This window comes from Dietzia sp. DQ12-76 (assembly GCF_014145045.1).
Lineage (GTDB): Bacteria > Actinomycetota > Actinomycetes > Mycobacteriales > Mycobacteriaceae > Dietzia.
Window position 1 is genome coordinate 1 of the sequence record NZ_JAALDV010000138.1, and the last position, 5,721, is coordinate 5,721.

At 70.1% G+C, this 5,721-nt stretch carries 7 protein-coding genes; 1 reads left to right on the forward strand and 6 read right to left on the reverse strand.

What is annotated here, in order from left to right:
- From G6019_RS05935 to G6019_RS05955, 5 genes are all read right to left on the reverse strand, one after another.
- On the reverse strand, positions 1–652 hold a 652-nt coding region (locus G6019_RS05935), incomplete at its 3' end, for an SDR family oxidoreductase (RefSeq protein ID WP_309230173.1).
- Positions 653–843: 191 nt separating this feature from the next.
- Positions 844–1,725, reverse strand: a complete 882-nt coding sequence (gene rfbA / locus G6019_RS05940; RefSeq protein WP_182612776.1) for a glucose-1-phosphate thymidylyltransferase RfbA — start codon at positions 1,723–1,725, stop codon at positions 844–846.
- Positions 1,722–2,750, reverse strand: a complete 1,029-nt coding sequence (rfbB, locus tag G6019_RS05945; protein WP_182612775.1) for a dTDP-glucose 4,6-dehydratase — start codon at positions 2,748–2,750, stop codon at positions 1,722–1,724. Before rfbB ends, rfbA begins: the two co-directional genes overlap by 4 nt.
- A gap of 10 nt (positions 2,751–2,760) precedes the next feature.
- Positions 2,761–3,792, reverse strand: a complete 1,032-nt coding sequence (locus G6019_RS05950; protein WP_228549097.1) for a YihY/virulence factor BrkB family protein — start codon at positions 3,790–3,792, stop codon at positions 2,761–2,763.
- Between the two features lie 57 nt (positions 3,793–3,849).
- Entirely contained in the window at positions 3,850–4,926 is a 1,077-nt protein-coding gene (locus G6019_RS05955; RefSeq protein WP_182612774.1) for a YihY/virulence factor BrkB family protein, read from the reverse strand.
- Positions 4,927–5,090: 164 nt separating this feature from the next.
- Between G6019_RS05955 and G6019_RS05960 the strand changes: the two genes are divergently transcribed.
- On the forward strand, positions 5,091–5,486 hold the full coding sequence (locus G6019_RS05960; RefSeq protein WP_107757156.1) for a hypothetical protein: 396 nt from the start codon (positions 5,091–5,093) through the stop codon (positions 5,484–5,486).
- A gap of 4 nt (positions 5,487–5,490) precedes the next feature.
- Here the strand turns inward: G6019_RS05960 and G6019_RS05965 are convergent.
- Positions 5,491–5,721, reverse strand: a 231-nt coding sequence (locus G6019_RS05965; protein WP_304506195.1) for an inositol monophosphatase family protein, incomplete at its 5' end; no start/stop codon positions are given.

Consider the following 5,721-nt stretch of genomic DNA (forward strand, 5'->3'; position numbering starts at 1 on the left):
GGGCGAGCTCGCACCACGTCGCGCGTCCGCCCCCGGCAGCGTGCAGGGTGAGCCCGCGGGTGTCGACCCGGCCGGCCTTCTCGGCGGCCAGCATCTGCAGAAGAGCGCCGGCGAGCGCCTGCGTGGACGTGGGCGAGCCCCATTGGTCGTCGACCACGGTGAGCTCGTCCCGCTCGCCTTCCAGTCGGACCATGGTGGCCACGAAGTCGCTTCCGGACAGGCCCGCCCTCACCCGATCCGGGCCGGTGTAGAGCCACGCGGTGCGGACTATCGTCGCCTCGGGATGAGCCCCCAGCACAGCCCGCTCCCCCGCCACCTTGGTCCGCCCGTACGCGGTGGAGGGGGCGGTCGGGTCCGTGGGTTCGAGCGCAGGAGCGGTGGCCGGGTCGCCTCCTCCGGGGATCTCACCGGAGAAGACGTAGTCGGTGCTGATATGAACCATCCGGATCCCGCGATCGCGGCAGGCCGCGGCGAGCGACTCCGCGCCGTCGGTGTTGATCGCCCGGGCGCCCGCCTCGTCGGTCTCGGCCTCGTCGACGTTCGTGTACGCCGCCGCGTTGACGACGACCTCCGGGTCATGGCGATCGAGGGCCGCGGCGATCGACGCGGGATCGGTGATGTCCAGTTCGTCACGGCCCGGGGCGTGTGCCACCCCGGAGAGCGCGTGACCGAGCTGCCCGCGACCGCCGGTGACGAGGATTCTCGGCAGCCCGGCGGGGCGGACGGGTTCGCCCGCCCCCTCCGCATCCGCTCCTCCCGATGCACTCCGGCGTGCACCGCTGCTCAGGCGGGCGTGCATCGGGGGGAGCGGCTGTGCATGCTGATCGTCCGGATGGCCGCCGTTCATAGGTGCCGACCCTTCTCGCGGCGGAGCACGTCGAGCAGGTAGGCCCCGTACCCGGACTTCTCGAGGTCGTGGGCGCGGGAGGTGAGCTCGTCGTCGCCGAGATACCCCATCCGCCACGCCACCTCCTCCGGGCAGCCGATCTTCAGGCCCTGCCGGTCCTCGATGGTCCGCACGTAGTTGCCCGCGTCGAGCAGAGAGTCGTGGGTGCCGGTGTCCAACCACGCCGTGCCGCGCGGGAGGACCTCGACCCGGAGTCGGCCCGCCTCGAGGTAGTGGCGGTTGACATCCGTGATCTCGTACTCCCCGCGCGGCGACTTCTCGAGGTTCCGCGCCACCTCCACCACATCGGCGCTGTAGAAGTAGAGGCCCGGTACGGCGAAGTCGGAGGACGGGTTCTGAGGCTTCTCCTCGAGGCTGATCGCGCGACCGTCCGGGTCGAAGTCGATCACCCCGTAGTCGCCCGGGTTGGAGACGCGGTAGGCGAACACGGCGCCGCCGTCGAGGTCGGCGAACCTGCGCAGCTGCGTCCCCATCCCAGGGCCGTAGAAGATGTTGTCGCCCAGGATCAGCGCCACCGCATCGTCGCCGATGTGCTCCGCTCCCAGCACGAACGCCTGCGCCAGCCCCTCGGGGGCGGCCTGCTCCACGTAGCTCAGGGTGATGCCGAACTGACTGCCGTCGCCCAGCAGCCGCCGGAACTGCGGCGCGTCCTCGGGCGTGGTGATGAGAAGGATGTCCTGGATTCCCGCCAGCATGAGGGTGGACAGCGGGTAGTAGATCATCGGCTTGTCGTAGACCGGCATGAGCTGCTTGCTCGTCGCCAACGTCAGCGGACGCAGCCGGGTGCCGCTGCCGCCGGCCAGGACGATGCCTTTCACAGCACCCTCTCCGTCCGGGCGTACCGGGCCTCGACGCTCTGTTTGACCGGCTCCCACCAGTCCCGGTTCTCGCGGTACCACTCGATGGTCTGGGCCAGCCCGTCCCGCAGGTCGGTGTGCTGCGGCTCCCACCCGAGCTCCTCGCGGGTGGCGGTGGCGTCGATCGCGTACCGCAGATCGTGGCCGGGACGATCGGTGACGTGGTCGAAACCGGGATCGCCGTCCGTACCGGCGGCACCCATGAGCTCGCAGATCATGTGCATGACCTGCAGGTTGGAGTGTTCGCCGTCGGCGCCGACGAGGTAGGTGCGGCCCGGCTCGCCGCCGGCCAGGATCCGCAGGACGGCCGAGTTGTGGTCGTCGACATGGATCCAGTCCCGCACGTTGGCTCCACTGCCGTAGAGGCGGGGGCGTTGCCCGGTGAGAAGGTTGGTGATCTGCCGCGGGATGAACTTCTCGACGTGCTGGTACGGGCCGTAGTTGTTGGAGCAGTTGCTGATCGTGGCGCGCACACCGAAACTCCGGACCCACGCGCGGACCAGCATGTCCGCGCCGGCCTTGGTGGCCGAGTACGGGCTCGACGGGTTGTAGGCGGTGGCCGGGGTGAACCTGTCCGGATCGTCCAGCTGCAGGTCGCCGTAGACCTCGTCGGTCGACACGTGGTGCAGGCGCACGTCGTGGCCGCGGCAGGCCTCGAGCACGGCGTAGGTGCCCACGATGTTGGAGTGCACGAACGGCCACGGGGTGGCGAGCGAGTTGTCGTTGTGGCTCTCGGCGGCGAAATGCACCACCGCGTCGTCAGGCCCCGTGAGCTGCGCGACGAGCCGGTCGGTGACGGCGGGGTCCGCGCAGTCGGCCTCCACCAGCTCGACCCGATCCGACGGGAGTCCGGCCAGACTCGCGCGATTGGCGGCATAGGTCATCGCGTCCAGCACCGTGACGTGGGCACCCGGGTGCTCGCGGATGACCGTGTGGACGAAGTTGGCGCCGATGAACCCGGCTCCCCCGGTGACGACGAGGCGCATACGGGCAACCCTACCGTCGTGCACGCCCCGCCTCCGTGGGCTCCTCCGGCTCGCGTCGGAGCCCGCGGTACTCCTCGAGCATCCTGGCCCGCCTGCGTGCGAAGAAATCGCTCGCGGTGGTGTCCCTCGGGGTAACCTGCACGTTCTCCTCTGCCGGGATGCCGGACCGGAGCTGGCGGATGCGCAACACCTCGGTGTCCAGACGCGCGCCGTAGAGCACCGCCATGTTGACCAGCCACAGCCACACCAGGAACACGATGATCCCGGCGAGCGAACCGTAGGAGCGGTTGAAGTTGCCGAAATGGGAGACGAAGAAGCCGAACCCGGCGGTGGCGACTCCCATGATGAGCAGCGCCGCGGCCGCCCCGAGCGACACCCAGTGGAACTTCCGTCCGGCGACGTTGGGCGCGAATCGGTAGAGGATCGCCAGCGCGAGAACCGCGGAGACGAGGGCCGCGGGCCACTTGGCCAGGCCCCACACGGCCAGTGCCGTCTCTCCCAGACCAATCCACCCGCCCACGGTCTCGGCGATCGGTCCGGTGAACACCAGCGCCAGTCCGCCCACTGCCACGAGGACGACGAGCAACGCCGTGAGCAGCAGACCGACGGGCACCAGCCGCCAGGGCGGGCGCCCCTCCTCGACCCCGAACACCAGGTTCATCGCCCGGCCCAGCGCGCGCACGTAGCGGGATGCGGTCCATAGCGCGATCACCACACCGACCACGAGCGCCGTGCCGGCGGCCTGCGTCGTGACGACCGCCTCGACCGGGTCCCGGATCGGATCCAGGATCTCCTCCGGGGCGACGTCGGACAGCATGCCCATGAGGGCATCGACCGTCCTGGCGCCCTGACCGAGCACCCCGAGCAGTGAGACCACCACGAGGAGTGCGGGGAAGAGCGAGAGCACACCGTAGAAGGTGAGCGCCCCCGCCTGATCGGGGCCACGGTCGCGGAAGAACTCACCCACCGAGCGTTCGAGGACCAGGCGGACGGTGCGGAGTCGGCGTCGGGCGGTCGACGCGGTCCCGCCGGAGGAGTTCATACCCCGATTGTGGCTGCTCGACAGCGCCTCGCGCCTCCCGCCGCGCGGCGCGCGACGTCAGTGGGAGTCGCGCGCCTGTTCCGCCTGGGCCTCGCGGCGGATGTCGGCGGAGTCGTCGATGGTCTTCTGTCGCTTCTCCTCGGCCTTGTCGCTGGCGGTGGTGTCCCGCGGCGGGAGTTGGATGGTCTCCTCGGCGTGCAGTCCGGCCTGCAGCTCGCGGGCCCGCTCCACCTCGGCGTCCACCTCGGCCCCGAAGAGCAGCGCGTTGTTGGTGATCCAGAGCCAGAGCAGGAAGATGATGACGCCGGCCAGCGAGCCGTAGGTGGCGTTGTAGCTGGAGAAGTTGGACACGTAGAACACGAACCCCGCGGTGGCGACGGCCCAGACCAGCAGCGCCACGACCGCGCCGAGGGAGACCCATCGGAACTTCGGCTGCTTGACGTTGGGCGAGAACCCGTAGAGCGCGGCCAGGATCACAACGACGACGAGGACCAGCACCGGCCACTTGGCGATGCCCCACACGGTCACCGCGGTCTCACCGAGACCCACCAGGTCACCCACCCATTCCGCGACGGGGCCGCTGACGACGAGCATGAGCCCGGCCAGGCACACGAGGAGGAGCAGCACGGCGGTGAGGAGCACCATGGCGGGCTTGAGCTTCCAGAAGGGACGCCCCTCCTCGACCTCGTAGATGCGGTTCATCGCCCGCCCGAAGGCCCCTACGTACCCGGACGCCGTCCACAGTGCACCCAGCAGACCGGTGACCAGGGCGACGCCGGCGGCGGGGGTATTGACCAGAGACTCGATCGGCCCGCGGAGCGCGGCGAGCGTCTCCTCCGGCGCGGCGCCCTCGAACAATTCCATCACGGCGTTGACGGTCTCCTGCCCCTGCCCGAACACCCCGAGCAGCGACACCACCGCCAACAGGGCGGGAAAGATCGAGAGCACCGCGAAGTAGGTCAGCGCGGCGGCCAGGTCCGTGCACTTGTCCTTGGAGAACTCCGCGGCGGCGCGCGTCAGGCCGATCTTCCAGGTCCCCGCCTTGAGCGAGGTGGGCGACTCGGGCTTGCCGGCGTCGGGGTCGGCCTCCGGGTCGGGCTTGTCGGTGATGTCTCGGGTGCTGTTCGCGCTCATGCAGGTGACTGTTCCACCGGCGACCCCCACGCGCATCCTCTGGGGTCGATCTCCTGCGGGGGTGACGTGCCGGTCCCGTGCGTTACCCTCGTCGGTGCCACATCACCAAAGCGTGACATCACCTGTGTCGCAGCACCCGCGACCCCGACCCTCCAGGAGCACTCATGAGCCTGTCCAACGCCATCCTCCGCGGAGTCACCGGCGCCTTCGTCCTCAACTCGGGACTGTCCAAGCGGAACCTGCCCACCGAGTCCGCCGAGGGCCTCCAGGGCTTCGCCGCCACCGGCGTGCCCCAGGTGACCAAGATGGAACCGGACACGTTCGGGAAGTTCGTCGCCTACTCCGAGATCGGCATCGGCGCGGCCCTGTTGACGCCCGTCGTGTCACCGCGCCTCGCGGGCGCCGCGCTCGGCACCTTCTCCGCGGGCCTGCTGTCGATGTACTTCCGCAACCCCTCGATGACCGAGTCCGACGGCATCCGCCCGTCCCAGGAGGGCATGAGCCTGGCCAAGGACGCGTTCATGGCGGCCATCGCGGGGGCCCTGATCACCAGCAGGTGACCGCTCACGCCGACGCGATGGCCTCCAGGATCGCCTCGGCCAGGTCCGGGCGGCACACCACCAGGTCCGGCAGATAGGTCTCGGCGACGTTGTACTCCAGCGGGGAGCCGTCCACCCGCACGGCGACGAACCCCCTGGCCAGGGCCACGCCCGCCGGCGCGGCCGAGTCCCACTGGTACTGGCCGCCCGCGTGGATGTAGGCGTCGGCCTCCCCGCGCACCACGGCCGCCGCCTT

What these genes read in the sequence shown, in the direction of transcription:
- G6019_RS05950 (WP_228549097.1), bottom strand. Translation starts at nt 3,792, where the DNA reads ATGAACTCCTCCGGCGGGACCGCGTCGACCGCCCGACGCCGACTCCGC.
- G6019_RS05955 (WP_182612774.1), bottom strand. Translation starts at nt 4,926, where the DNA reads ATGAGCGCGAACAGCACCCGAGACATCACCGACAAGCCCGACCCGGAG.
- G6019_RS05960 (WP_107757156.1), top strand. Translation starts at nt 5,091, where the DNA reads ATGAGCCTGTCCAACGCCATCCTCCGCGGAGTCACCGGCGCCTTCGTC.
- rfbB (WP_182612775.1), bottom strand. Translation starts at nt 2,750, where the DNA reads ATGCGCCTCGTCGTCACCGGGGGAGCCGGGTTCATCGGCGCCAACTTC.